The organism is Frigoriflavimonas asaccharolytica (assembly GCF_013294015.1).
Lineage (GTDB): Bacteria > Bacteroidota > Bacteroidia > Flavobacteriales > Weeksellaceae > Frigoriflavimonas > Frigoriflavimonas asaccharolytica.
Window position 1 is genome coordinate 50,647 of sequence record NZ_JABSNO010000002.1, and the last position, 25,118, is coordinate 75,764.

At 31.6% G+C, this 25,118-nt stretch carries 13 protein-coding genes; 5 read left to right on the forward strand and 8 right to left on the reverse strand.

Annotated elements, in window-relative coordinates:
- Positions 1 to 13: 13 nt before the first annotated feature.
- A complete protein-coding gene (gene recF, locus HNQ03_RS01635; RefSeq protein ID WP_173777904.1) occupies positions 14 to 1,114 on the reverse strand; it encodes a DNA replication/repair protein RecF in 1,101 nt (366 codons plus the stop codon).
- A 3-nt stretch (positions 1,115 to 1,117) separates the two neighbouring features.
- The gene (locus HNQ03_RS01640; RefSeq protein WP_226927409.1) at positions 1,118 to 1,816 is read right to left on the reverse strand and encodes a UbiA prenyltransferase family protein; all 699 of its coding nucleotides are present in this window, start codon (positions 1,814 to 1,816) and stop codon (positions 1,118 to 1,120) included.
- 118 nt (positions 1,817 to 1,934) lie between these two features.
- On the opposite strand from HNQ03_RS01640, the gene HNQ03_RS01645 reads away from it, so the two are divergent.
- Complete coding sequence (locus HNQ03_RS01645) at positions 1,935 to 8,033, forward strand: alpha-2-macroglobulin family protein (protein WP_173777906.1); 6,099 nt, start codon at positions 1,935 to 1,937, stop codon at positions 8,031 to 8,033.
- Between the two features lie 76 nt (positions 8,034 to 8,109).
- On the opposite strand, the gene HNQ03_RS01650 is transcribed toward HNQ03_RS01645, so the two are convergent.
- The gene (locus HNQ03_RS01650; protein WP_382404982.1) at positions 8,110 to 8,745 is read right to left on the reverse strand and encodes a fasciclin domain-containing protein; all 636 of its coding nucleotides are present in this window, start codon (positions 8,743 to 8,745) and stop codon (positions 8,110 to 8,112) included.
- 257 nt (positions 8,746 to 9,002) lie between these two features.
- Positions 9,003 to 11,414 carry a hypothetical protein gene (locus tag HNQ03_RS01655; RefSeq protein WP_173777907.1) on the reverse strand — a complete coding sequence of 804 codons (2,412 nt, stop codon included), beginning with the start codon at positions 11,412 to 11,414 and terminating at the stop codon, positions 9,003 to 9,005.
- Between the two features lie 236 nt (positions 11,415 to 11,650).
- Here HNQ03_RS01655 and typA point away from each other — a divergent pair, with 236 nt between their 5' ends.
- From typA to ychF, 4 genes are all read left to right on the forward strand, one after another.
- Positions 11,651 to 13,456, forward strand: coding sequence for a translational GTPase TypA (gene typA, locus HNQ03_RS01660; protein ID WP_173777908.1), 1,806 nt, complete (start codon positions 11,651 to 11,653; stop codon positions 13,454 to 13,456).
- 90 nt (positions 13,457 to 13,546) lie between these two features.
- Positions 13,547 to 15,109 (forward strand): glycoside hydrolase family 10 protein, encoded by a 1,563-nt coding sequence (locus HNQ03_RS01665; protein WP_173777909.1) that lies wholly within the window; start codon positions 13,547 to 13,549, stop codon positions 15,107 to 15,109.
- Between the two features lie 105 nt (positions 15,110 to 15,214).
- Positions 15,215 to 15,514 (forward strand): RNA recognition motif domain-containing protein, encoded by a 300-nt coding sequence (locus HNQ03_RS01670; RefSeq protein WP_173777910.1) that lies wholly within the window; start codon positions 15,215 to 15,217, stop codon positions 15,512 to 15,514.
- Between the two features lie 150 nt (positions 15,515 to 15,664).
- Positions 15,665 to 16,756, forward strand: a complete 1,092-nt coding sequence (gene ychF, locus HNQ03_RS01675; protein ID WP_173777911.1) for a redox-regulated ATPase YchF — start codon at positions 15,665 to 15,667, stop codon at positions 16,754 to 16,756.
- A 91-nt stretch (positions 16,757 to 16,847) separates the two neighbouring features.
- Here ychF and HNQ03_RS01680 read toward each other — a convergent pair whose 3' ends face one another.
- The 4 genes from HNQ03_RS01680 to HNQ03_RS01695 all read right to left on the reverse strand — a co-directional run bounded on the left by HNQ03_RS01680 (position 16,848) and on the right by HNQ03_RS01695 (position 24,917).
- Positions 16,848 to 19,283 (reverse strand): PIG-L family deacetylase, encoded by a 2,436-nt coding sequence (locus HNQ03_RS01680; RefSeq protein ID WP_173777912.1) that lies wholly within the window; start codon positions 19,281 to 19,283, stop codon positions 16,848 to 16,850.
- 56 nt (positions 19,284 to 19,339) lie between these two features.
- Positions 19,340 to 21,268 (reverse strand): adenylate/guanylate cyclase domain-containing protein, encoded by a 1,929-nt coding sequence (locus tag HNQ03_RS01685; protein ID WP_173777913.1) that lies wholly within the window; start codon positions 21,266 to 21,268, stop codon positions 19,340 to 19,342.
- A gap of 62 nt (positions 21,269 to 21,330) precedes the next feature.
- Positions 21,331 to 22,077: a LytR/AlgR family response regulator transcription factor gene (locus HNQ03_RS01690; RefSeq protein ID WP_173777914.1), complete on the reverse strand. Its 747-nt coding sequence runs from the start codon at positions 22,075 to 22,077 to the stop codon at positions 21,331 to 21,333.
- A 2-nt stretch (positions 22,078 to 22,079) separates the two neighbouring features.
- Positions 22,080 to 24,917, reverse strand: coding sequence for a sensor histidine kinase (locus HNQ03_RS01695; RefSeq protein WP_173777915.1), 2,838 nt, complete (start codon positions 24,915 to 24,917; stop codon positions 22,080 to 22,082).
- Between the last annotated feature and the right edge of the window lie 201 nt (positions 24,918 to 25,118).

A 25,118-nucleotide genomic window follows, 5' to 3' on the forward strand; every position in this document is an offset into this window, starting at 1 on the left:
TGAAAATTACTCTTTATAGTTCAAAAATTCTGCTTTCCTCATTAATCCTTTTTACCACATTTTCTGTTCTTTCTCTGTTAGTATCTGTAATGAAAATTTGTCCAAAATGTTCTTGGTTTACTAATTTCACCAATTGCGAAACACGAGAATCGTCTAATTTGTCAAAAATATCATCCAACAAAAGTAAAGGCGTTTTGCCAGTAAGATTTTTCATTACAATCATTTGTGCCAATTTCAAAGCGATTAAAAAAGATTTTTGCTGACCTTGAGATCCAATTTTTTTTATCGGAATTTCATTCATGGTGAAAAGCAAATCATCTTTGTGAATTCCTGTAGAAGTGTAGGTCAACATCCGATCTCGAGAATTATTTTGATTTAGTAATGCTAGAAATCTAGTTTCTACTTCGTCAGAGTTTTCCGTGTGAAGTTGGGTTTCATAGCCAACATTTATTTTTTCAATTCCATTGGAAATAATCTCGTAATATTGCTGAATAATTGGTAAAAGTTGGGTGATGAAGTTGCTTCTTTTAGTATAAATTTCTGCACCAAATTTAGTTAAAGGTTGATTATAAATTTCCAATGCATTGGCATCATACGTTCTATTTTTGGAAAAATATTTTAAAAGTGCATTTCTCTGTTTTATGATTTTTTGATATTGAATTAAAGAATATAAATAGGTGGAATCCGTTTGCGATATCATGGAATCCAAAAATTTACGGCGGCTTTCGCCAGAATCTGTGATGAGGTTAGAATCATAAGGAGAAATAATAACGGAAGGCAGAAATCCGATATGATCTGATATTCTATCGTAAGATTTATCGTTTTTTTTGATGAGTTTTTTTGCGTCTCTTGGTAAGATAATTTTGATGATACTATCCTTTTCTTCAGTAGAAATTCCGGCTTCAATGCTGAAGAAATCTTCGCCACTTGCAATGTTGTTGGCATCTGTATTTCCCAAAAAACTTTTCCCAACAGATAGGTAATGCAAGGCATCCAAAACGTTGGTTTTTCCGACACCATTATTTCCTACAAAACAATTTATTTCTGGAGAAAATTCAAAATGTCTTTCGGTGTGGTTTTTAAAATTGAGAAGAGAAAGTTTTAAAATAAACATTCGTCAAAAATACTGCATTAAAACGTAAATTAAAAATGGTAAACCCGCACAAGTTTCTACCAAGAAAGAAAAGTAAGAATCTTTCCTTGTTTCATTAGAGAAATAGATTAAAATAAAAGAAAATACAATACTCACGAAATAGGCGATTGCGAAATCAATTTTTAAAAATTGTATTGCTAAAACGGCAGAAATTGCACAAAAAAGATACGCCAAATATTTTGTTTTTTGGATACCAATTATTTTCGGAAACGTGGTTACCGTATCAGATTGCATATCTCGGATATCAAATGGCAACACCAAAGCAGTGATGTATAGCAGCGTAATCACAAATATTTCTAGATTAAATTCTGGAATGATGAGCCAAGAATTGATCATCGCCCACGTAAATCCTACATAAAATACCTTGAAAAGTGGGATTTGCCTCACATAATTCTTTAAAAACCAACTATCATAAAGCAAACCAAGAATAACGATTACCGCCCATTTCACCAATCTAACTTCGTTATGATTAGAGATGATTAAGATTGCTGAAATAATACCCGAAACAACGTTGAATAATAATATTTTATAAAATAATTTGCCCGAGTTTTGATATTTTGTGTAAAGATATCCACTGAAATAGGTGATAAAAATTAACAAAATAGTTGGAATTTTTACAAGGTCTTGTTCTCGCATGAAAAAAACAGCCAAAAAAGTTCCCATTAGTGAAACAAAAATTTGGCTGTCTATTATATATTTTTTCAGTAAATTTAGCAATCTCATAAAAGAGCGTCGTTAGAGTTCAAAGCTCTAAAAATGCCTTGAAAAATAAATCAAATATATGAAAAAACTATCTCTAATATTCACTTTATTACTATCAATGATGGCATTTTCTCAAAACTTTTACGAAACAAAATGGAAAGCCGTTGCGGAAAATTATCAGCAAGGTTTGTATAAATCTAATTTGCCTATCATTTTAGAAATTCAAAAACAAGCAACCAAAGATGGAAATACGGTAGAATTAATACGCAGTTTGAAGGCAGAATTTGTAATCATCAACCAAACGCAAAACGATGATAAAAACGATATTACTTCGCAATTTTTTGATAAAATTTCTACGGTTGAAAATGCTTTAAAGGGTGAAGGTCAAGTATTTCTTTATGTTATAAAAGGCGAATTTGTAAATGATTACTATCAAAACAATTATTGGAGATTTCAAGACAGAACAAATGTAAGTGATGGAAACCTAACTAAAATTGAAACTTGGAGCAAACTGGATTTCAAAAATTATCTAGAGAAATTTTATGCAAATTTAGAAAAGAAGAAAACTGATTTAAAGAAGATAAAAATGGCAGAATATGCCAGGGTTTTTGAAGAATCAGAAAATATTTCTTACTTCCCAACTTTGCAGGATTGGGCTTCTATCAATACAATACAATTTTTTCAAAATGCGCAGTTTTTCACACCAAACGAACGGAATGAAAATCAAGCAAAGATTGAAAATATTTATGATGATTTGATTATCAGTAATTCTGGAAATTCAAAATTGTATTTTCAACATCAGAAATTGAATACTGTTTGCAGTTTTACTCAATGCAAAGATCGTTTTGAGCAATTAGAAAAATTAGTAGAAAATGAAAGTACAAAAGGAGATTATAAAGTTTTAATTATTGAAGATATTGTTAAATTATTAATGCAAAAAGAGGATTATAAATTGGCTTTAACCTGGATCAATGATGCGAAAGAAATGTATCCGAAATCTCAGTTTTTAAATAATCTCATCAATAAAGAAAATCAGATTAAAAATCTTTCTTTGGAGATTCATTATGAGCAAAACACGCTTCCCAATCAGCCAATTCATTTAGAAGTAAATGCAAAAAACACTAAATCTTTTTCTTTAGATATCTATGAAGTAAAAGATGATTTTCAAAATTTCTTAGAATATTCTAGAAATTCGTACGATGTAAATAAGTTTAATGTCATTAAGAAAACGCTTATTCGGGAAGAAAAATACACGCTTCCAGAATTTTCGGATTATAAAAATCATCAAACGGCTTTAGAAATAAAAGCTTTACCAGCGGGAATTTACCTTGCGGAATATAAAATTAATAATGAAAAAATAGAGCGATATTATTTTTTGGTTAGTTCTGCGAGAATCATTTCTGAAGTTATAAATTCTGGAAATAAAAAGCCAGATGTGATGAAATTGGTAGATAGAAATACGGGAAAAGTATTTGCCAACAAAACTTTGAATTTTTACAAAAGTAATAATGAAAAACCAACCACAAAATTTACTGTAAAAACTGATGCAAAAGGAAATTTTGAATATCCAAAAAGTACTAAAGAAGAATATTATAAGTATTATTTAGTTGAAGATTCATCCAATAATAGTTTTCAAATTGTAAACTATTATGATAAAAATTATTATAATAGAAATGATGAAAGTGCTGAAGAAAATAAATATAAAGCACAAATTTTCATCGATCGTGGGATTTACAGACCAGGACAAATTGTTTATTTTAAAGTAATCAACACCAAATTAATTGCTGACAAGGAATCTGTTGCAGTTGGTATTTCGCAAGAAATTATTTTGAATGATGCAAACGGCGAAGAAATCTCTAAACAAAAATTCACCACTAATGAATTTGGCTCTTACAATGGAAGTTTCACTTTGCCCAATGGAAAACTGAACGGACAATTTTCTTTGGTAGTAGATTCAAAGGATATAAGTGACGATGGTGCTTACAAAGTTTTTCAAGTTGAAGAATATAAACGCCCAAAGTTTGAAATTACTTTTGAACCGATAAAAGAGGAATACAAATATGGACAAACCGTAGAAGTTACAGGAACTGCGAAAATGTTTTCTGGCGTAGCTTTAAGCGATGCTACCGTAAAATATGAAATTAAAAAACAGAACATCAGATGGCAATATTTTTCTTGGTTTCCTAGAAATTACGGCAATGAAAATTCTATTTTGGGTGAAGTGAAAACCGATGGAAAAGGTGAATTTAAAATAAAATTGAAATTAGAAAAAGACGAAACTATCGAAGGTGTTCAAATTGATAATTATGCTATAAATGGTTCGGTAACAGACATCAATGGAGAAACACAAACTTCAGATACCAATGTAAAAGTAGCTTCTGTTTCGCATTATATTAATATTGAAAATAATGAAAAGCAAATTTATTTTTCTGATGAAAAGATAGAATTGAAAATTCAAACAAAAAATTACAACGATCAAAATTTAAAAAAATCTTATCACGCCAAACTTTCAAAATTTAAACCTACGGATAGAATTATTCGAGAAAATTTTATGAATGAAATTCAAGATGCGAGCATTTATTCTAAAGCAGAATTTGTGCAAAAATTCCCACATGATTATTTTGATAAATCTGAAAAAGTGGAAAAAATTGAAAAGGTTTTGTACGATAAAATTATCCAGCCAAAAGAAAATAACGTACTAGACATTTTCGCCTCTTCGGCGAAACTGGGCACGGGAAAATTTGAACTGGAACTTTATAACATCGAAGGAAAAGATACCATTAAAACAACTAAATCTTTTGAAGTTTTTGATAAAAAATCTTTAGCAGATTCTCAAAAACCATTTTTAAAAATTATTTCTGAAAAATCACAATACAAAAGAAGTGAAAACCCAAAAATCTATGTCTATTCTGCAATTCCAGATGCTTTGATAAATATTTTTGTACAAAATGGAAACGGCGAAACCCAAACAGAACAGAAAAAAACACAAAATGGATTGTTGATTTATGATGTAAAATCCCCGAAAGATGAGAAAGTAAATGTTGTAAATGTGCAATTTCAATTGGTTGCTTACAATGATGTGAGAATGGAAACCAAAGTATTTACAATCATCAATGAAGAAAAACCAATGCGCATAGAAACGGTGGTTTTCCGAGATAAATTGCAACCCGGACAAAAAGAAAAATGGACATTAAAAGTTTTGGGAAACGATGCTTCGACCTCGCTCAGCACAAGAAAAGAAAAACTGCAAGCAGAGGTTTTGGCTAATATGTACGATAAATCCTTGGATCAGTTTGCAGGAAATTATTTCGGTTGGCAAAAATTAAAAAATAGTCCTAATAATTTTCAGAATTATGATGTGAATGATTATTTGACTCAAAAATATTATCAAAGAAGATTGCAATCCTTAAAAAATTTAAATATTACTTCATTAGATTTTAAATGGAACGATTATCAATTTTTTAACAATTTAATAAAAATAAAGTTAGAAAATCGTCCAAATGCTGATGTTCTAAATATTGCCCAAGGTCAACTTGCAGGTGTAAATATTTCTACTGGAGCGGGACAACCTGGTTCTTCACCATCAATAACCATAAGAGGGAAAGGCTCTTTAGATAGTTCATCGGGACCTTTATACGTAATTGATGGATTTCCAACATCTGCTGAAGAATTTAAAAATATAAATTCTAATGAAATAGAAAGTGTTGATGTTTTGAAAGATACAAGTGCAATAGCAGCATATGGAAATAGAGGAGCAAATGGTGTCGTCATTGTCAAAACAAAGAATGGAGATTTTAAAGTATCTGAAGATTTAAGTAAAATAGAAGTCCGTGAAAATCTAAACGAAACCGCTTTCTTTTATCCAAATTTGGTAACGGATAAAGATGGAAATATCAATTTTGAATTTACTTCGCCAGAAGCTTTAACGCAGTGGAAAGTAATGTTCCTTGCCCACACAAAAGATGCAAGAAGTGCGTATTTAGAAAAATCTGTGATCACGCAGAAAGAATTTTCGGTAACGCCAAACTATCCAAGATTTTTGCGAGAAGGTGATGAAATTATTTTTCAATCTAAACTCTCAAGTTTGGTAGATAAACCGCTGAACGGAACTGCGCAATTGCAGATTTTAGATGCATTCACTAATGAAGACATCACAGATAAATTCGTGAAAATTCGTGAAAATTCGAGAGAATTTGTGTTGCAAGAAAATGGAAATTCTGTAGTAAAATGGATTGTGAAAGTTCCGAAAGATGTTTCTTCAATTATCATAAAAGTGGTTGCCGTTTCGACTTCGCTCAGCGACCAGATTAGTTTTTCCGATGGCGAACAAAAAGCAATCGCTGTTTTGCCCAATAGAATGTTGGTTACCGATGCAGTTCCAATTTTTGTAAAAGAAGGGCAGACCAAAACTTTTAGTCTGGAAAATTTAGTTAAAAACACTTTTGCAACTGTTCAAAATTTTAGCAATACATTAGAATTAACCACCAATCCTATTTGGGAAATCATGTTTGCATTGCCAAGTTTGAAGACGGACGACAATCAATCTGCGGATGTAATTTTTAATAAATGGTTTGCAGATGTGGTGGCTTCAGAAATTTTTAAAGCCAATCCAAAATTGAAAACTATTTTTGAGGAATATCAATCTAAAGCTTTGCTGAATAGTAATTTAGAAAAAAACCAAGAGTTGAAACAATTGCTTTTGGAAGAAACGCCGTGGGTTTTGGAAAGCCAGAGTGAAGAAGAGCAAATGGCGAAATTAGCGAAATTGTTTGAAGTGAATTCAATGAAAAATTCAATTCAAACAGATTGGAAAGAGTTGCAACAATTGCAAAATAGCGATGGAGGCTTTTCTTGGTACAAAGGTTATGAAAGTTCTTACTACAATTCGCTTTATATTTTGAAAAATCTTGGTAAATTAAATCTCTGGTTGAAAGGAAATACCACAGATTACCAATCTTCTGAACAAAAAACAATGGTTGCAAAACTGGTGAATTACGTTGATAATGAAGTGAACAAATATTATGAAAATACAACTTCGCTTAATGCAAGCAAAAAAAATGTTGTAAATAATTATGTTTTAGATTATCTCGATACTCGAAATTATTGGGAAAAAGAGTATCCTTTAAAACAAAAAGGACTTACGCTAAAAACTGCGGTAATTGACAAAGCAAAAACAGAAAAAATTACAGATTTTACGTTCTTTGGATTGCATCGTTTGGCACTTTTGTTTAATGAATACGGCGAAAAAGAAATTTCTGAAAAATTCTTGACTTATCTAAAAGAAACATCTACCGAAACACAAAATCAAGGGGTTTATTGGAAGCAAAACTTGAACGATTGGGGTTGGTATAATTCCAAAATTTCGAATCATGCCGGAGCGATAGAAGCATTTCAACAATTGGCGCCAAATGATATCAACTTTATAGAAGAAATGAAGATTTGGTTGATCACGCAGAAAGAAGTTAATTCTTGGGGGAATTCTCGAAATACTGCGGAAGTTATTTTCACGATTTTAAACTCTGGAAAATCTTGGACAGAATCTTCAAACAATCAAGCAAAAATTATTTGGGGAGGAAAAGAACTGGTAAATTCTGATACAAAAGCGACAGGATACGTGAAAAGCACCATTAACTCTGAAAATTTAGATAAAAACTTAGGAAGCGTAACCATTACAAAATCTGGTGCCGGAATTGTGCAAGGTGGTTTGTATTGGCAATATTTTGAAGATTTAGACAAGATAAAATCTTCGGAATCTTATATTTCCATCACCAAAGAATTGTACAAAAAAGTGAAAACCGTGAATGGTGAAGAATTGCAAAAAATTACAGAAAATTCGCCCTTAAAAATCGGAGATAAAGTTACAGTTCGGATGATTTTGAATACGGATAGAAATATGGAATACATTCATTTAAAAGATATGCGCGCCGCAGGTTTTGAACCACTGAATGTAATTTCTGGTTATGAATGGAAGAACAATTTGGGTTATTATCAATCTACGAAAGATGCTTCTACCAATTTTTACATACAGAATATGCCGAAAGGAAAATACGTTTTCGAGTATGATTATATTTGCAACGCTGCCGGAACTTTCAGCAATGGAATTACGACTTTGCAAAATTATTATGCATCACAAATGAATGCGCATTCTGAAGGGATAAACATAAAAATATCTGAATAGATTTTCTGAAAATAGTAGACATGAAAAAAACCGTTTCAAATGTGAAACGGTTTTCTTTTTACAAAAAATCTGTAAATTATTTTGGCATCAATACATGATCAACTACATGAATCACACCATTAGATTGATTTACGTCTGCAATGGTAACCATAGATTCTCCACCATTTTCATCTGTCAAAATTACGTTTCCATCTTTCACAGAAGCAACAAGTTTTCCACCCGCAACAGTAGTTAATGTAGCTTTACCGCCACCATCTGTTATTTGTTTCATTAGATCTGCTGCAGAAACTTTACCAGATACAACGTGATAGGTTAATACTCCAGCCAATGCTTTTTTGTTTTCTGGCATCATCAAACTAGCAACTGCTTCTTTTGGTAGCATATCAAACGCTGCGTTTGTAGGTGCAAAAACGGTGAATGGACCTGCGCTAGATAAAGTTTCAACTAAATCTGCTGCTTTTACAGCGGCAACCAAAGTTGTATGATCTGCAGAGTTTACAGCGTTTTCAACAATGTTTTTCGTAGGAAGCATTTCTGCACCACCTACCATTTTTGGAGCTTCTACCATTTCAGGATCTACGGTCATACTATCGTTCATTCCCATCTCTGTTGAGTCTGACATTCCTGTTTCTACAGCTTCGGTTTTTTTACAGCTAGTTGTGAAAAATAAAGCTGCTAACAAACCAGCTCCTAATAATTTTTGAATTTTCATATTGATATTTTAATGAGGTTAATAGCAAGTAGATACGATTAAGTTTCACATTTAGATTTGTTTTCACATGAATCTTTTGTAAATTAAATTTAAACCATCTAGTGTAGACTAGTGAGGATGTTATCGTATTGATGTTATATCTAATCTAAAATTAATAATTATCCTACTTTACTTTAATTTTCTATTTGAAATTTAATCAATGAATAATTTATTTGATCAAAAAAAAAGCGACAAAATCTGTCACTTTTTATCAATTTTTAGGGCGTCACAACTTCATGAAAGTAGACGTATTTTTCTAAATCGTAATCATAACCAAAAATTGTGATATTGTAAGATTTTGCAACATCATTATTATAAAATTTTATGCTACCAGATTCATAGGTACTGCTTTGCACATAAGGATTCCAGTATAAAGTGATTCTATTATCTGAAATAGATTTTTGCTCTGGCGTTTTTTCGTAGTCTATAAAAGGGTAGGGGTCATTTTTATCATAGCCAGTAATAGTTTTAGAACCTAAACCTGGCATTCCTACTGGGAAACCACCTTTTTGTCCCACATTGTTGATGCCTTCTTTTAAATAAATGCTAATTACGCTGTTGGATCTACCACGGAAAGGAGGTTTTATAACTTTTATCATGGCAACATCACTTAAATTTAGCGTGCTTACAAAACTAATATCTTGCGGATTTTCATTTACAAAAATCTCGAAATTTTCTCCCCGAATTGTTCCCGTTTTACTTACGGTGCTACCTTGTGTTATCTTCAGACCAGAAACTCTTCCTTCCAGCCAACTCAAAATATCTCTTTGTGATGATTTGTAGTCGTTTACAAAATCAAAAACGGTCTCATTAATACCTTTAAAATTTGGACTGCTCAATTTTTTATTCAGATTATCTGTCTTGTCCCTTTGGGAAAATTTGATTTTCACTTCTTCAATAAGTGCTATTTTTTCTTTAAAATTTTTATTAAAAGTTATTTCTTGCATGGCTCTTTTTACTTCTGGAGATGGTGCTTCGTCAATACTTTTTTCACTTAGTAAATAGGAGTTTTTCGGCAATGCGGATCTCATAACCGCAGGATTTACTTTTGATTGAAAATAAACAGTTACATTTTGGTCTTTACTTTTCACTACGCCATCTATACTGTATGTAATTTCAAAAGGTTCTTCAAAAATTAAATTATCCAAAACGAAAATGCCATTTTCATCTGTTTTTGATTGAAAAAACTCTGTACCAGATCCTTTTGTAGAAAACACCAAATTCATTGTCGTATTTTTCACAGGTGTACCATCCATACTTGCTTTTCCAGTGTAAGTAATATAAGAATTTGGTTTATTCATGATTTTTGGAAAATTGCCAATCAAAATATCTCTCCAATTAAATCTTTCCCATTTTTCAGAGATAAGTAGCGCATCCAACGCATCTAAATTTCTGCTGCTTGTGAAATATTGCGCAGGGTTTGATATTTCAGAACCAATATCTCCCGTTAAAAAAATGGTACTTAATAAACTATTTTCATCTTCTGTGCTTTCTGCAAAATTGTCTGCAACCAAAGCGGTGAAATTTGCAAAATCACTTTTCGTTGGAATATTTATAGAGTTTAAACTTTTAGCTCCAGTTTTTAATCCACTACTTGCAATGTCTATTTTCCCGATATTTAATTTTTCGCCATCTACAAAGCAAAGTCGTTCTGCTAGAACTTCATTTTTATCATTTAGTATTACCAACTGCAAAATACCATTTACCAAAGATTCTGTAGGAATTTTATACGTGGAACCAGAGCTTAAAGTGGAAAGTTTTGCAATGTACACTAAGCGATTATTTATTTGTCCCACAATTTTATAATACGCAGAAGGTTTTTCTAATTTATGGAATTGTGGTGTAAGAGTGATGGTTCCAGTTTCACTTTTTACTTTAAGCTGAATTCCGCTGCCGAAAGTTATTGGGAAGTCAAAATCTTTTTTGTTTCCATTTATATCTTGTACTATTAGTTTGTATTTTTTGCCAATTTCTGGGGTGATATTAAATGTTGCAACGTTTTCATCCAGCGATTTAAATTCAGCTAATTTTAAATTAAGATTATTTTCCTCTACTACAAAACCACTCCAAGTTGAGGGTAAAATTCCCTTTGATTTCATACGGACACTCACTTTCGTATTGATTCCATTTAAAAACCGACCACTTTCAGGCTGTATAGATACATTCCATTCAGAATTTTTGTTGATTTCTAATTTTTCGGCAGATTTTTCATTATAAATAGGAATGGCCTTTATCCATTGAAAATTTTCATTAAAATTGGTAGACCAAGTTGTATAAGCTCGTAGAAAGTAAACATCTTCTTTCATATCTGCTGCAATCTGTATATTGCCCAAAGCTTCTCCAAGCAAAATGGGAACAGTTTTTCTAGATATCAACTTTTTATTTTTATCGTATAATTCCACAAAAAGACTCGTAGAAATTAAACTTGGCTTAAAACCATCGACAATCATACCTTTAAAAAATATGCTTTCGCCCGCAATGAAAGATTTTTTATTCAAAAGTAAATGAATTTTTTCCTGTGGATATTCTTCCGAAAATTTTGAAATAGCTTCTTCTGGGCTGTTTTGTGCAAATGAATTGCAAAAAATAGTAGAAAATAAAAATAGGAGCAATGATAAATTTTTCAGCATGGTTGAAAGTTTATATTTAATAGTATTTCAAACAAATAAACAGAAATTAAATGAAATTTTCACAATTCAATTGTAGACATCTTGCAATTTTTTAGTGTTGAAAATTAATGAATTACCATAGAAATGGGTGAAATTGGTGGGAAAAAGAATATAATTAATTGTTTTTTTTTATAAGTATTTGATTGTATGGGAAAATAAAGAAAATTTCACTACTTTTGCACCCGTAAAAAACAAGTATGCAAAATATTAGAAATATAGCGATTATCGCGCACGTTGATCATGGTAAAACTACTTTGGTAGATAAAATTATCCATGCTACAAACATTTTTAGAGAAAACCAAGAAAGTGGTGATTTAATAATGGACAACAACGATCTTGAAAGAGAACGTGGAATTACCATTTTATCTAAGAACATTTCTGTGCAATACGAAGGTGTAAAGATTAATGTAATCGATACTCCAGGTCACGCAGATTTTGGTGGAGAAGTAGAGCGTGTATTGAAAATGGCAGATGGAGTTTTGCTTTTGGTAGATGCTTTTGAAGGACCAATGCCACAAACAAGATTTGTGTTACAAAAAGCTTTAGAATTAGGATTAAGACCAGTAGTTGTCATCAATAAAGTTGATAAACCAAACTGTAGACCAGAAGAAGTACACGATAAAGTATTTGATTTATTCTATGCACTAGATGCAACTGAAGAGCAATTGGATTTCCCAACTTTTTACGGTTCATCCAAAAATGGTTGGTTCAATACTTCATTAGAAGAAACAGAAAATATTTTCCCTCTTTTAGATGGTATTTTAGAGCACGTTCCTGCACCAGAAGCGAAAGAAGGACCATTGAGAATGCAAATTGTTTCTCTAGATTTCTCTTCATTTTTAGGTAGAATTGCTATTGGAAAAATAATCCAAGGATCTGTGAAAGAATCTCAATGGATTGGTCTTGCACAAGAAGATGGAAAAATTGTTAGAGGTAAAGTAAAAGAACTATACATTTTCGAAGGTCTTGGTAAAAAGAAAGTTGAAGAAGTAAAAGCTGGAGATATTTGTGCAATCGTTGGTTTTGATAAATTCCAAATTGGAGATTCATTCGTAGATTTAGAAAATCCAGAGCCATTGCCAAGAACAGCTATTGATGAGCCTACCTTGAACATGACTTTTTCTATAAACAATTCTCCATTCTTTGGAAAAGATGGTAAATTTGTTACATCCAATCACTTGAAAGAGAGATTGATGAGAGAATTAGAGAAAAATTTAGCATTAAGAGTAGAACCTACGCAAGATGCCAATACATTTTTGGTATTCGGTCGTGGAATTTTACACTTGTCTGTACTTATAGAGACAATGCGTAGAGAAGGTTATGAAATGACCATCGGACAGCCGCAAGTAATTGTAAAAGAAATAGATGGCGTAAAATGCGAACCTTACGAAAGTATGGTTGTAGACGTGCCAGAAGAATTTGCATCTAGAGTTATAGATTTAGCAACTCAAAGAAAAGGAGATCTTCACATCATGGAAACCAAAGGAGAAATGCAACACATGGAATTTGAAATTCCATCTAGAGGTTTGATAGGTTTGCGTTCTCAAATGTTGACAGCAACTACAGGTGAAGCTATTATGGCACACCGTTTTCTAGAATACAAACCTTTCAAAGGTGCAATTCCAGGTAGAAGTAATGGTGTTTTGGTAAGTAAATCTCAAGGTCCAGCTACAGAATATTCTATCGCTAAATTACAAGATAGAGGTACGTTCTACGTAGATCCAGGTGAAGAAATTTACGAAGGGATGATCATTGGTGAGCAAAACAAACCAGGAGATTTGGTTATCAATATCGTAGAAGCAAAACAGTTGAACAACATCCGTGCTGCAGGAAAAGATAAAGATGGTAGCATTGCACCAAAAACATTATTCTCATTAGAGGAATGTATGGAATATATACAAGAAGATGAAGCGATAGAAATAACGCCAAACTTTATCCGTATGCGTAAAAAAGTACTTTCTGAAAACGAAAGAAGAAGAATTGAGAGAGGAGCGAAAGCGTAATTTCACAAAAAATATTTTTTAAACCTTGCCAATTTTGGTGAGGTTTTTTTATTAAATTTACTTTTTTTAAATCCTGTTTTAAATTTAAATATGTTCAAATTTTCAAATTGCACTTTTCTACTATTTTTTCTTTTAATAATAAATCAAAACTGCTCTAGCCAACCAGCAATAGTTGTTGATAAACCTATCGTGAAAAAGGAAAATCTTCCAACAAAAATCATTAAAGAAATTGAAAAACCACTCAATTTACCAGAAATTAATAGAGAATTCCGTGGCGTTTGGATTGCAACTGTGGCAAATATCAATTGGCCTTCAAAAAATAACCTTTCTACGGAACAGCAAAAAGCAGAAGCTATCAATCTTTTGGATCTTATTGAAAAAAATAATTTTAATGCAGTCGTATTTCAAGCAAGACCTTCTGCAGATGCATTGTATAAAAGTAATCTAGAACCTTGGTCTTTTTTCTTAAATGGTGAAACTGGAAAAGCACCCAATCCATATTATGATCCATTAGAATTTTGGATTTCCGAAGCGCACAAAAGAGGATTGGAGTTGCACGTTTGGCTCAATCCATACAGAGCTCATCATACCACTGGTGGAAAAATTTCTAAAGAATCTTTGGTAAATAAAATGCCAGATGAAATTGTAAAACTGAAAAATGGAACCTATTGGATGGATCCTTCCAACGAAAAAACGCAAGATCATGTGTCTGCAGTTGTAAAAGATTTAGTAAAAAGATACGATTTGGATGCTATTCATTTCGACGATTATTTTTATCCTTATGCAGAATATAATTATGGCGCAGATTTTCCAGATTCTAAAAGTTGGATTCAATATTTAAAATCTGGAGGCACACTAGAAAAAGCCGATTGGAGACGTGCAAATGTGAATAAATTTGTAAAGAGAATTCACGATGAAATAAAACAAGAAAAAACCGACGTGCAATTCGGAATCAGTCCATTTGGTATTTGGAAATCTGGTTTTCCTGCAGATGTAAAAGGTACTTCCCAATATGATGAATTATTTGCTGATGCAAAACTTTGGCTCAACCAAGGTTGGGTAGATTATTTTTCGCCGCAATTATACTGGAAAATGGATGCGCCGGAGCAAAGATTTCAATCTTTGTATGATTGGTGGCAATCTGAAAATACGCTGAAAAGACATCTTTATCCAGGTTTGAATACTGTTGGTGTGAAAAATGTGAGCAATCGTTCCTCAGAAATTTATGACCAAATAAATGCAATCCGACAAAGTAAATTTTCAACCAAAGGCGAAATACATTACAGTATTGCAGGTATTTCTAAAGATAATGCGATGCAGGATATGTTTCAAAATCAAGCATATAAAGAAAAAGCTTTGGTTCCATTGTCACCGTGGATTAAAACAAAAGCATTGGACAAGCCAAGTTTAGAAATTTCCTATTCTGATAAGGATTTAATTTTAAAATTTAACCACAAAAATTTAAATTTAGTGCGAAATTGGATTCTCTATACAGAATATGGGAATGTTTGGACGTATAAAATATATACAAAAGATGAAATTCAAATGAATTTAGCGAGCAGCAACAATGGAAAAAAATTAACTAGAATAGCCTTACAAGCAACAGATAGATTAGGAAACGAAAGTATTTACGATTTAAAAACAATAAAATAGTTTTGTTTCAAAAATATTCGTATATTGCACCCGATTAGCTAATGAGTTGTTCGAAAGTGCAAATACACTTTTTTCATTAGGTAGTTTAACAATTAATTTTTTTTTATGAACATTTTTATTTCAAACCTTAACTACAATACAGTTGAGTCCGAGCTAGAAGCTCTTTTTCAAAATTACGGGGATGTAGATTCCGCAAAAATCATTACTGATAGAGACACTGGAAGATCCAGAGGTTTTGGCTTCGTAGAGATGTCAAACGAAGAGGACGCTGGTAAAGCAATCGAAGAGTTAAACCAAAGAGAATTCAAACAAAAAGTTTTGAATGTATCTGAAGCAAGACCAAGAGAAGAAAGACCAAGAAGAGACAGCAACAGCAGACCAAACGAAAGAAGAAACAACTGGTAAAATATTATTCCCCTTTTTTTTAAAGGGGATTTTTTTTGTCTTATTTTTAATTAAACTATCTTTGCCAAACAAATTTAGTTTATTGATAAAATACTAAATCTTGAAAACCGAAAGGTTTTTTTTTTGTTTTAATTTTTAAAATTACCCTTTATGAAATGTGGAATTGTAGGACTTCCAAATGTAGGAAAATCCACCCTTTTTAATTGTTTGAGCAATGCCAAAGCGCAATCTGCCAATTATCCTTTTTGTACGATAGAACCAAATATAGGTACTGTTTCTGTGCCAGATCAAAGATTATTCGAGCTGGAGAAGTTGGTGAATCCAGAACGTGTACTTCCTGCTGTTGTAGAAATTGTAGATATCGCAGGTTTGGTGCGAGGTGCAAGTAAAGGAGAAGGTTTGGGAAATCAGTTCCTTGCAAATATTAGAGAATGTGAAGCCATTATTCATGTGCTAAGATGTTTTGAAGATGGCAACATCATCCATGTAGAAGGTTCTGTAGATCCTTTGAGAGATAAAGAAATCATCGATATAGAATTGCAATTAAAAGATATTGAAACATTAGAAAAGGCAGTAGATAAAGCGAAAAAATTTATAAAATCTGGTAAAAAAGATGATGTTTTGCTCTATGAAACTTTACTTAATCTAAAAACTTTTGTAGAAGAAGGTAGAAATGCGAGAGAGTTTGATGCAGACGATAATCAAATACCTTTAATAGAAAATGTTCAGCTTCTTACCGTAAAACCAATACTTTACGTTTGTAATGTGGATGAAAATTCCATCAAAAATGGCAACGAATGGATTGCCAAAATTGAAGAAATGGCTGCTAAAGAAAATGCAGAAGTAGTAGTTTTGGCCGCGCAAATAGAAGCAGACATCAATGAATTAGATACTTTCGAAGAACGCCAAATGTTTTTGGAAGAATTAGGTTTGACGGAACCTGGCGTAAATAGATTGATCACAAAAGCTTATGATCTTTTAAAATTGCAAACCTACTTTACCGCAGGTGTAAAAGAAGTTCGCGCTTGGACGATTGGGAAAGGTTGGACGGCACCACAAGCTGCAGGTGTAATACACACAGATTTTGAGAAAGGTTTTATCCGTGCAGAAGTGATTAAATATGCAGATTTTGTAGCTTTAGGTTCTGAAGCAAAAGTGAAAGAAGCTGGAAAACTATCTGTAGAAGGAAAAGAATACATCGTTCAAGATGGTGATATGATGAATTTTAGATTTAATGTATAATTAAACACTAAAATTTTAAAGATAAAAAAATCCCGCAATTTTCTAAATTGTGGGATTTTTATTTTTGTCTATTATAAGAATTATTTTGAGATTAATTTTTGTTTTCCAATGCCAAAATATTCATAAACAATTTGTAAGCACCCGGAATTCCTGCTGGAAGTTCTCTAAAAAAGGATAAACCTGTATATACATAAGTGCCTTTTCCATATTTTCCGGATAGTAAAATCCCTTGGTTTGGTGTTTCGCCCAAATCATTTCCTTCTAAATATGGGATTAAATTTTTGTCCCAAGAATTTGCAAAATACAAACCTCTTTCTTGCACCCAAGCTTCAAAATCCTTGTCGGTTATTTTATTTGGCGAATTAAAAATAGGGGAATCTGGAACTAAAATCTTCAGTTTTGCATCTTCCTCAGAAATTCTGCTTCGTCCCAAAGATAGTCCAAACGGCGCAATATCTTTCGTCAACAAACTATTGTTGGTATTATATTGATTGATGATTAGACCACCATCTTCTACAAATTTCCAAAGGTCTCTATTGATTAAATTCATTTCAGGATTGACGTTGAAAGTACGAATTCCTAGTATCAAAACATCGTAATTTTTTAGAATATTAGCATTCCAATTTTTAATGTCCAATTCTTCTACTTTCATACCAATCGCGCGCAAAGAGGCGGGAACATCATCTCCAGAACCCTTGATGTAGGCAATTTTTACAGCGGGAATTTTCAAATCTAAATTTTGAATTTTAGCTTGAGAATTTTTCAACCAAATTTGTCTGTCGATATGCGGATATTCTACAATATTTAAAGATTGATTGTATGTTTTCCCGTTAGATTCTATAATGGTTTCTAAAGTAGAACTGGCATTTTTGGAAAGTGGTTCAACAGTAAAAATCAATTTCTTTTTTTCTCCAATTTCTTTAAATTGAATATCCTGTGGTGCAGAAATTTTCCAATCTTTGCTTCCTTTTAAAGAAATATTCGCCGTAGAATTAGCTACAAAACTTTCAACTTCTACGGTTATTTGTTTTGGCTGATTTGAAAAAATAAAATTCTCTTGTTCAAAATTGGCAGTAAATGCAGGAATGTTGTAAAATGGTTCGTACAATTCGCCAATAGAAGGATTTACGGTTTTTTGCTGCAAAGGAACATCAAAATCAATTTTTGTTGAATTTAAATTTAGGGTAATCGTTTTCTTTACGGGATTTAAAATTTCCGCTTGTCCGATTTCATCAGGACTATTCACTACATATAAATTGTTTTTAGGTAAATTTTGCAACCAATATGGATTTGAAAATTTCGAATCTTTGATTGTAAATTTTTGTGCACTTTTCGAAGATTCTCCTGGCAAAATTTCTTGTTCCGTATTTCCAGCAAGGTAATATTTTACGGTGGTATTGCTTCTATTGGTAATTTCTAATTTGGTATTAATTTCTTCATCTATTGTTCCGAAAGCGGCTTCTGCAGTCCATTCAAAATAAATTCCTTGAGTTTTTAGTATTAAATCTTTTACTTTTTCAATTTTAAAATCGGTAGGATTTTCTTTTTTTATGGTATTATAAATTGCTAGAAGATTATTTAAAGAAGATTGTGGATTGTCAAATTTAAATTCCGAAACTGTTTTATCTAAAAGATTTTGAACCGTTTTGTTGTCAGATTTTAAATTAATTCCATCAAAAATATCATTAGATTTTGGTGCGTCACCTTTTAATAATTTTAAATATTCTGTATCATTTCCACGTTCCAAAGCCATTCCAAAACCTTGGCAAGCGTGTTTGCTTCTGGCTTTTGATGAAATTTCATTGTTAGAAATTCCTAGTATTGGATAATAGTTTCCAACATTGATGGTATATAATTTACCTTTTTCGGCTTCTTCAAATTTTTCTTTGCTGCCATAAAACCACCAACTTGTATTGTGAAATAATCTTTGGGGTTGCCAAACATTCACATATTTCAGTTGCTCGGGAAAAGCTTTTGGATCTCCTGCCAAATCAAAGGCTTCCATAGCCAAAATTGCTGATGCAGTGTGATGTCCGTGTGTTTCTCCATTAGAATTGGGATCAAATCTCGTGATGATTATTTCTGGTTTATTTTTTCTAATAGCCCAAACTACGTCTGCCAAAATTTTCTGTTTGTCCCAAAATTTCAACGTTTCTGTGGCTGTTTTAGAATATCCAAAATCCAAAGCTCGTGTAAACCACTGTCTGCCTTTGTCCATTTTTCTGGCTTCCAAAAGTTCTTGAGTACGAAGCAATCCGAGCAATTCTCCTTTTTCTGTGCCGATAAGATTTTGCCCACCATCTCCTCTTGTTAAAGATAAATAGACAGCATCTACATGTTTTTCGTGTGTGAGCCAAGAGATTACCCTCGTATTTTCATCATCCGGATGTGCCGCCAAATACATAACGGTGGTATTATTTTGCAAGCGAAGCAAATCATCATAAATTTCTGAAGAACTGTTTGAAACTGATTGTGCGGAAGAGAAAAGGGAAATTAAAAGGAAAATTCCGAGAAAATTTTTTATCATGTGTTAAAGATAATTATTCTTATAACAACCACAAAAGTTACGATACGAAAGTACAATTAAATCTTTTTTTCTACAAAATACATATTAATTTCACCCTTGCCTTTTACCTCTATTTTGCCCCGATATTCGAAAACTAAATCTGGATTATCTTTCAAGTAATTGTAAATAGCTTCACTGATATTCACTTTCCCAACGACACCATTGCTTTCTAATCTGCTCGCAATATTTACGGTATTGCCCCAAATATCATATTGAAATTTCTTTATTCCAACAATTCCTGCAATGATAGGTCCTGCGTGAATTCCTACTCTCATTTCAAATGCAGGCTTGTTTAAAAGTTCATTTTCTTGTTTCCTATTTTTTACAAATTCTTGCATTTCCAGTCCTGCCAAAACGATATTTAGCAAAGAAGCTTCATCCGGAATCGGAACACCACCAACCGCCATATAAGCGTCGCCAATTGTTTTTATTTTTTCAATACTATGCTTTTCAGTAATGATGTCAAAAGCTTTAAAGCATGTGTTAATTTCTTCCACTAGATCTTGCGGTGTCATCGTTTCTGCTGTCTTTGTAAAAGATTTAAAATCTGTAAACAATATGGTGGCGAGTTCAAAATCTCTGGCAACAACACTGCCTTTTTCTTTTAATTCTTCAGCTATTTCTTCTGGCAAAATATTTAAAAGCAATTTATCTGAACGGTCTTTTTCTATTTGAAGTGAATTTTTAGATTTTCTTACGAAGTTTAGCCTGCTCCAAAGTGCGGTTGCAATTAGAAATACTAAGCCTAAAGAAATTAATCCAATATTTCTTTGTTTTTCTTTTTGTGATACAACTTCATTATTCTTTAAACGGCTGATATTTTGTTTTTTAGCAAAATTAAGACTGTCCTTCAAATTTTGGTTGTCAAATTCCATTTGCATCAAACTATTGGTAGTTTCCTCTACTTTTAGACTGTCTTGAAAAACGCTGGTTTTCTCATAAAATTGTAGCGCAAGTTTATCGTTCCCTGTTTTTTTGTAGGCTTCATAAAGGCAATTGCAAGCTTTTTTCTTACTTAAATTAGATTCTAATTTTTCAGCTAAATTCAAACCTTCTTTACATTTTTCAATTGCCACTTTGTGAAAGCCCAATTTATTGTAAATATTTCCAATAGCAACTGTATTTTCTGTTTTGTATTGCAAATTATTTAATTCGTTTGCTAAAGTAAGAGATAGTTTGTTTTTTAAAAGTGCGTTTTGGTAATCTTTATTTTTAAAATACAATTCAGATTGGTTTAATAAAACATCCATCTCAACATCTTTTTCACCGGTTTTCTTTGCTAAATTTATCCCATTATTAAAGTACGATTCAGCACTTCTATCATCATCTAGTTGCATGTAAGAATAACCCGTGCTAAGGTATAATTTAGCGAGAGAAAGATGATCATTAAGTTTTATAAAGGTCTTTTTTGCTTGATCGTAATATTTTAAAGAAGATTGATAATCTTTGTTTCTAGCATAAATACCACCTATGTTTTGCATTGTTGATGCTGCCATTTTTTCATCACCAATATTTTTAGATATAGAAAGTGATTTTTTATATAAATCTAAAGCTTTTGGATAATTTCCTATATAATAATAGATGCCACCATTATTATTCATTCCCATTGCTATACCTTTATTAAATTTTATTTTTCTGAATTCAATAAGCGCTTTTTCATTATATTCTATGGCTTTTTTATACTCGCCTAAATTGTAATATGAATAAGAAATTAATGTAAATGTATCTCCAATTTCTTTGTTGCTATTATTCTGTTGATAGAATTTTAAGATTTTTTCAAAATAAGGAAAAGTTTCTGAAGACTTTCCTATATCCTGCAATTTAGTAGCAACTTTAGTTAAACTATCAGCAGTTTTCTTTGTATAAATAGTACTATTTTGTAAGTTTTGTGCCTGTATTTGATAACAAAAAAGGACTAAGATTGTAGCGATGAATTTGCATTTCATATAGGACAAAAATATGAAAAATAAAAGTAATTCTGATGCTATTGAGATTGATTAATGTGTCTCTATCTTTGTATTAAATTAATCTTTTCCAAAATTAAATCAATTTTTGAAGAAGAAACCGGTACATCTTTACCGCCTTCTAAATTTAGAGTTCCACCATCGGTTTTTTGATAAGAAACTACTTGCTCCATATTTACAATATAGGATCTGTGAACTCGTAGAAAATTTTCATCCAGACAAATTATATCTTCAAAATTCTTCAAATTTCTACTGATCAGATGTTTTGTACCATCTAAACAGCAAACTTCAGAATAAGAACCTTCGCCTTTTATGTATAGAATTTTAGTAGTATCCAGAAAAATAATTTTATTCCCACAAGGAACTGCAATTTTTTTTGCCTTTGTCGAAGCCATATTTTCTTTCAACATTTTTAAATTTTCCAATTTGGCATTTTGTTTTTTCATTCTTTCTATTGCAGACACCAATTCTTCTGGATTAATGGGTTTTAATAAATAATCAATCGCGGAAAATTTAAATGCTTTGATTGCGTATTCATTGTAGGCAGTCGCAAAAATGATGGAAAAATTAATCTCGTTTTCATCAAAAAAATCTAATAATTCTAAACCGCTATGTCCCGGCATTTCTATATCTAGAAACACCAAATCTGGCTTCAATTTCCGGATAGATTTTACACCTTCTGGCAAATTTTCACACTGTGCTACGATTTCTACTTCTGGGCAGTATTCCTTTAGTAACAACTGCAAAGTAACTCTTGCTCTTTTTTCATCGTCTATGATTATTGCTCTCATTTTCAATTTTTTATAGGGATAGTTAGAATAATGGTGGTACCCAAAAATTGGCCGTTTTCTACTTTATCAATTGTTTCTATTTCTATATTTTTTTGGTTGAATTGATTCAATAAATCTATCCGATTTTGGGTGGCTTTTGTAGCAAAAGAAACGTGATTTTTATTTTTAATAGCATTCAGTTCACCGCTTTTTTGCCTTCCAATTCCATTATCATCTATGGTGATTTTTAATAATTCATTAGATTTTTCAAAAGAAATTTTTAAAATCTTTTTGCCTTTTTTATGCAGCAAACCATGCTTCAAAGCATTTTCTACAAAGGGTTGCAAAAGCATGCTTGGTATTTTTAAAAAATCGTTTTCACTTGACGAATTTGTAATAATTGTATAGCTCAACTCATCTTCAAATCTTGCCTTTTCGATATCTAAATACAAGGTTAGCGCTTTTATTTCTTCAAATACCGATATTTCATCTTTTTCAGTCATTTCCAAAATCGTTCTTGTAAGATTGGAGAATTTTGAAAGATATTCTATTGCTTGTTTTTTTTCATTAGCCAAAATGTAAGATTGTAAAGTATTAAGTGCATTGTAGAAAAAATGAGGATTCATCTGCGATTTGATGGCCTTTAATTTAGATTGATTCACATTTTTTTCTAAATTTAATTGGTGAAGAAGCTTGGCATTATTTACTTCTATAGTTTTTAATCTTCGTCTATATATAAAGATTACACAAGAGAGCAAAATAATACCAACTGCCAATAAGGTAAGAGGATTTAGCCAAAATGGTTTTTTTATTTCAAATTGTATCGTTTTTACAACAGGATTTTTTTGGTCTGCAATTCTAAAATGAATCTCGTAATCATCCGGAGAAAGTGCCGAAAGCAATAGAGATTGAGAATCCGTCTTCAACACATTCCACGGAGCATCATTGATCTTATATTCTATATTAAATTTTTCATTGGGAATGGAAGTAAGTATCGTGAAATCTATTTTTATATTGTTCTGTTGGTAGTCAAAAGCTAGTTTTTTCGAAAGGTCATAATTTTTGTCATTGGCAGATATATTTTCTAAAAATAAATTTACTTTTGCAGCAGTATTAGGAGAATTTTCTTCTAGGGTAATAATTCCGTCGGCAGAAGCCAAATAATAATGCCCTTTGCATTTGCGTACATCTGAAATATTGATATTTTTTGCCAGCGTAATTATTTTTTTAACCTTATTTTTTGCTAAATTAATTTCATAAATTTCATCTTTTGTGAATGCAAATAGCAGATTATCTTGAAATACCACCTTTTCGATAGGTTTTTCAATCTTTAATTTTTTGAGAGAGAAAAGCGTGATATTATTAGATTTATTTATGATGTATAGTTTTTCATTGCTAGAAAATGCATATACTTTTCCCTGGAAATAATGCAATTTATTGAGGTATAAACTTTCATTTTTATAGAAGATTTCTCTTTTATTAGTTGTAGACAAGGTGATCAAGCCATTGTTTGTACCATAGTAGATTATATTATTTTCAGCATTGTAGGCAACAGATTTTCCGTTGGCGTTTGGGATTATTCCGTGAGAAAAATAATTGTCTTTTTCATATTTTGGAAATCTTGCAAACATGTCGTCCCAAACACTTTCTATGTTTTTATTTTTACCAAAAACGCCAGAAATATTACTTGCGGCATAAGCAAAATATTTATCGTCAATTTTTGTAATTGCTTTTACAGCGCCTATATTGATGGGAGTAGTTTTCTCAGCAGTATTTACTTGAAAAATAGAAGAGGTAAAATAAACATCATTTGTTTTTTCATCCGCAAATATTTGGTACACATCATGATTGAGTTTTCCGGTGTATATTTTTTTTGGTGGCTCATTTTTCATTAAGCTATAGATTGCATCATTTTCTGTAGCAATGTATAAATGGCTTTTAGAATTGGCTAATACAGTAGGCTTGTAGGGTAGGGTGATGATTTGTGAATCAAAATTACCTACAAAAAATACCCCTTCGTTTAAGGTAGAGATCCAATAATTTTCTTGTTGATCTAGGTATATAAAGGAAATGTTTTTTGTAGAAAAATAAGTTTTATATTGCCCTGTAATTGAGTTAAATTTCACTATTCCTTTGGTAGTGCAAAGCCAAATATTATCTTTGATGACGGCTATATTTTGCACAAAATCTAAATCTGGAATGTCAAATTTTTTAAGAATGAATTTTCCATTTTTGAAATAGCAGTATTTTTTAGAAAATTTAGAGATAATTACCAAATCATCGCCTTTTTTTTGAACGATTGGTGCAGAAAATTCTTCTAAAAATTTTTCGGGATAAGCGTAAGATTTTACATTACCGTGACGATCTATTTCGTACAACATTTTATCAAAAATGTAAAATTTATCGTTACCAGAAAAAATAAAACTGATATGATTAAGATCTAGTTTTATTTTCTTTTCAGGGTTTAACGTTTTTAAATTGTATAGTTGTACGCCATTTTTTTCTATTATTTGTAGCGTTTGATCTGTAACACCATACCGAAAATATCCCAGTGGTTTATTTTGTTTGAAAGTTTTTAGCTTTTGATTTTGAACATAATATAAATAGCCATCAAAATTCTCATACCAAATTCTACCGTATTTATCTTGCTGAATATTGCTGCCAGATTTTGCTGTTTGAATATCTGAAGTATAAGTTTTTGTAAAATTGCCATCATAGCGAGATAAACCTTTGCCAGTGCCAAACCACATAAAACCATTTTTATCTTGAAAAATATCATACACCGCATTTGCAGGCAAACCAGAAGATTGATCTATGGTAATATGATAGGGATTTTGTGCTACAACAAAACCTGTAATCATTAGAAATATTAAAACCCAGTTTTTCAAGTTGTGATTATTATTTTAAACAAATATAGAAAGAAGTTCGTATTTATTTCCCTCAGCTTTTTTGAAAATTCAATTTCAAGGCTTTTAATTCTTCCAAAAAGGCTACAAAAAACTGTTTTGATAAACGAAAACCGACGTTTCGTAAACTGGAAGTGACGATTCGTGAGTTGATCT

Excerpts from the sequence above, each read along its gene's own strand:
- recF (WP_173777904.1), bottom strand. The coding sequence starts at position 1,114 with ATGTTTATTTTAAAACTTTCTCTTCTCAATTTTAAAAACCACACCGAA.
- typA (WP_173777908.1), top strand. The coding sequence starts at position 11,651 with ATGCAAAATATTAGAAATATAGCGATTATCGCGCACGTTGATCATGGT.
- HNQ03_RS01695 (WP_173777915.1), bottom strand. The coding sequence starts at position 24,917 with ATGATTACAGGTTTTGTTGTAGCACAAAATCCCTATCATATTACCATA.
- HNQ03_RS01670 (WP_173777910.1), top strand. The coding sequence starts at position 15,215 with ATGAACATTTTTATTTCAAACCTTAACTACAATACAGTTGAGTCCGAG.
- HNQ03_RS01690 (WP_173777914.1), bottom strand. The coding sequence starts at position 22,077 with ATGAGAGCAATAATCATAGACGATGAAAAAAGAGCAAGAGTTACTTTG.
- HNQ03_RS01655 (WP_173777907.1), bottom strand. The coding sequence starts at position 11,414 with ATGCTGAAAAATTTATCATTGCTCCTATTTTTATTTTCTACTATTTTT.
- HNQ03_RS01680 (WP_173777912.1), bottom strand. The coding sequence starts at position 19,283 with ATGATAAAAAATTTTCTCGGAATTTTCCTTTTAATTTCCCTTTTCTCT.
- HNQ03_RS01645 (WP_173777906.1), top strand. The coding sequence starts at position 1,935 with ATGAAAAAACTATCTCTAATATTCACTTTATTACTATCAATGATGGCA.
- HNQ03_RS01665 (WP_173777909.1), top strand. The coding sequence starts at position 13,547 with ATGTTCAAATTTTCAAATTGCACTTTTCTACTATTTTTTCTTTTAATA.
- HNQ03_RS01650 (WP_382404982.1), bottom strand. The coding sequence starts at position 8,745 with ATGAAAATTCAAAAATTATTAGGAGCTGGTTTGTTAGCAGCTTTATTT.
- ychF (WP_173777911.1), top strand. The coding sequence starts at position 15,665 with ATGAAATGTGGAATTGTAGGACTTCCAAATGTAGGAAAATCCACCCTT.
- HNQ03_RS01685 (WP_173777913.1), bottom strand. The coding sequence starts at position 21,268 with ATGAAATGCAAATTCATCGCTACAATCTTAGTCCTTTTTTGTTATCAA.
- HNQ03_RS01640 (WP_226927409.1), bottom strand. The coding sequence starts at position 1,816 with ATGGGAACTTTTTTGGCTGTTTTTTTCATGCGAGAACAAGACCTTGTA.